Genomic DNA, 3272 nt, shown 5'->3' with positions numbered 1-3272 from the left:
CCCCCCACGGGGGGGCCCTCTAACCACCTGCCCCCGCGGCCCCTGTCTCCCCCGCGGGGGGCTCTATACAACTCGGGGTTCGCCCCCCCCACCCCACCCCCCTCGGGGGGGGCCCCCCCCCCCCGGGGTTTGGGGGCCCCACGACGTCGGGCATGAGGTTTCACGTCAACGGTGAGAAAACACAACTACGGTGCCCACTGGGAAGTGGACACCGTAGTTGTGGTTCACGACCGTAGTTACGCCACGGCCTACACCTGAGAAGTTCAGGCGGGGTAGACCTCGCGCAGCAGGCGGGCGGTCTCGGACGGGGTCTTCCCGACCTTCACGCCTGCGGCCTCGAGGGCCTCCTTCTTGGCCTGGGCCGTTCCGGAGGAGCCGGAGACGATGGCGCCTGCGTGGCCCATGGTCTTGCCCTCGGGAGCGGTGAAGCCTGCCACGTAGCCCACCACGGGCTTTGTGACGTTGTCCTTGATGTAGGCTGCGGCGCGCTCCTCGGCGTCGCCACCGATCTCACCGATCATCACGATGGCCTTGGTCTCCGGATCGTTCTCGAAGGCCTCGAGCGCATCGATGTGGGTGGTGCCGATGACCGGGTCGCCGCCGATGCCGATGGCGGAGGAGAAGCCGAGGTCACGCAGCTCGAACATCATCTGGTAGGTCAGGGTGCCGGACTTGGACACGAGGCCCACGCCGCCCTTGCCGGTGATGTTGGCGGGGGTGATGCCCACCAGGGACTCGCCGGGGGTGATGATGCCGGGGCAGTTGGGGCCGATGATGCGGGTCTTCGGCTTGCCGTCCGCGCCGACGTTCTTCAGGGAGAGGTTGTAGAACTCTGCGGAGTCCTGCACCGGCACGCCCTCGGTGATGACCACGAGGAGGCCGATCTCGGCCTCGATGGCCTCGACAGCGGCGTCGCGAGTGAACTTCGGGGGCACGAATGCGATGGAGACGTCAGCGCCAGTCTCGGCCATGGCCTCAGCCACGGTGCCGTAGACCTTGATCTCGCGACCCTCGTGGGTCACGGTCTGACCGGCCTTGCGGGCGTTCACGCCACCGACGATGTTGGTGCCTGCAGCCAGCATGCGCTGGGTGTGCTTGGCGCCCTCAGAGCCGGTGATGCCCTGGACGATGACCTTGGAGTCCTTGTTGATGAAGATAGACATATTTGTTTCCTCGAAAACTTGTATTCGGACCCGGGATCAGGCGTTGGCCAGCTCGGCGGCCTTGTCGGCGCCACCGTCCATGGTCTCGACCATGGTCACGAGCGGGTTGTTGGCGCTGGCGAGGATCTCGCGACCCTCCACGACGTTGTTGCCGTCCAGGCGGACCACGATCGGCTTGGTGGCCTTGTCGCCCAGGATCTCCAGGGCCTTCACGATGCCGTTGGCGACGGCGTCACAGGCGGTGATGCCGCCGAAGACGTTGACGAACACGGACTTGACCTGGTCGTCGCCGAGGATGACGTCGAGGCCGTTGGCCATGACCTCAGCCGAGGCGCCGCCGCCGATGTCCAGGAAGTTGGCGGGCTTCACGTTTCCGTGGTTCTCGCCTGCATAGGCAACGACATCCAGGGTGGACATGACGAGGCCTGCACCGTTACCGATGATGCCGACCTGGCCGTCCAGCTTCACGTAGTTGAGGCCGTTGGCCTTGGCCTTGGCCTCGAGCGGGTTCTCCGCAGCCTTGTCCTCCAGCGCCTCATGATCGGGGTGGCGGAACTCGGAAGCGTTGTCATCCAGGGAGACCTTGCCATCCAGGGCCAGGATGGTGCCGTCACCGGTGGCGACGAGCGGGTTCACCTCGACGAGGGTGGCGTCCTCCTTGGTGAAGACGTCCCACAGCTTGATGATGGCGGCCTCGACCTGCGGTGCGGTCTCTGCGTCGAATCCGGCGGTGGAAACGATCTCGGCGGCCTTGGCTGCGTCGATGCCCACGGTGGGGTCCACTGCGACGCGGGCCAGTGCGTCGGGACGCTCCACGGCCAGCTGCTCGATCTCCATGCCGCCATCGACGGAGCACATGGCGAGGTAGTTGCGGTTGGCGCGGTCCAGCAGCACGGAGAAGTAGAACTCACGGGCGATGTCCGCACCCTGAGCGATCATCACCTTGTGCACGGTGTGACCCTTGATGTCCATGCCGAGGATGGCGCTGGCGTGCTCGTAAGCTTCGTCGGCGGTCTTGGCGACCTTCACGCCGCCGGCCTTGCCGCGGCCTCCGACCTTGACCTGAGCCTTCACGACCACGACGCCGCCGATCTTCTCGGCAGCTGCCTTGGCCTCCTCGGGGGTCGTCGCCACGATGCCCTGCAGCACGGGAACGCCGTGCTTCTCGAACAGGTCGCGCGCCTGGTACTCATACAGGTCCACGTTTGTGTCCTCTTCCTGGTAAGTCGCGGTTCACCGCCTCACGCTGTGCCTTGCGACACGCGGTGCGGTCCGGGGTCCGAGAGGGCCCCGTGACGCCGAACAAGCGCCATCTATCAGGGTATCGCGGTTACGTCCATCCACCCAGTTCGACAGCGTGTAGAAGCGCCCAGCGGTCGCGACAGATCGGCCTGCGGCCACTGCACTGCCCGACGGCGCGGCGCGGCTCCCACGTCTTACTCACCCCTTGGACAGGGGCGCATACCGCAGCAACAGGCGCTTCTCGCCCGCGGAGGCAAACTTCACCTTGGCTACGGTCTTGGGACCTTCACCTTCCATGGTGAGCACCTCACCGGGACCGAATGTTGCGTGGATCACGGTGTCACCGGGCTTGATGTCGAGGATCGGTCCGTCCCCCGCAGGCGCGGCCCCTTTGGCCGCGCGAGGACCTGAGGAACGGTTGGCCTGCGTGATGAGGCGGTGCTCCTCGGGGTCCCCGGTGCGGCGTCCGCGATGGTTACCTGCACCCGGGACCTCCCAGGCCTGACCGCCGCGTCCGCCCCACCCGGAGCCGCCGTAGCGGGAGGAGGACCAACCGCCGTTGCCGGACCCGTTGAAGCCCACGGGGGTACGGGCGGAACCCTCGCGCTCCCATCGCATCAAGTCCGACGGGATCTCTTCCAGGAAGGCCGAGGCCGGGTTGTACTGGGACTGCCCCCACATGGAGCGGTACTCGGAACGGGTGAGGTAGAGCCGCTGCCTGGCGCGAGTGATCCCCACATACGCCAGGCGCCGTTCCTCCGACATCTCGGACTCGTCGGTGAGGGACCGCTGGTGCGGGAAGATCCCGTGTTCCATGCCGGTCAGGAAGACCACCGGGAACTCGAGGCCCTTGGCGGTGTGCAGGGT

General features: G+C 66.6%; 3 protein-coding genes. All 3 read right to left on the bottom strand.

What is annotated here, in order from left to right; genetic code table 11:
- Window positions 1-263 precede the first annotated feature (263 nt).
- On the bottom strand, window positions 264-1163 hold the full coding sequence (sucD, locus tag Q0A15_RS13015; RefSeq protein WP_291279956.1) for a succinate--CoA ligase subunit alpha: 900 nt from the start codon (window positions 1161-1163) through the stop codon (window positions 264-266).
- Between the two features lie 36 nt (window positions 1164-1199).
- Window positions 1200-2366: an ADP-forming succinate--CoA ligase subunit beta gene (gene sucC / locus Q0A15_RS13010; protein ID WP_291279955.1), complete on the bottom strand. Its 1167-nt coding sequence runs from the start codon at window positions 2364-2366 to the stop codon at window positions 1200-1202.
- Window positions 2367-2603: 237 nt separating this feature from the next.
- Window positions 2604-3272: 3'-5' exonuclease (locus Q0A15_RS13005; RefSeq protein WP_291279954.1), on the bottom strand; the 669-nt coding region annotated here is incomplete at its 5' end.

The organism is Galactobacter sp. (assembly GCF_022712295.1).
Lineage (GTDB): Bacteria > Actinomycetota > Actinomycetes > Actinomycetales > Micrococcaceae > Galactobacter.
Note: the sequence above shows the minus strand (reverse complement) of the source record. Positions and strands in the feature narration are given on the sequence as shown.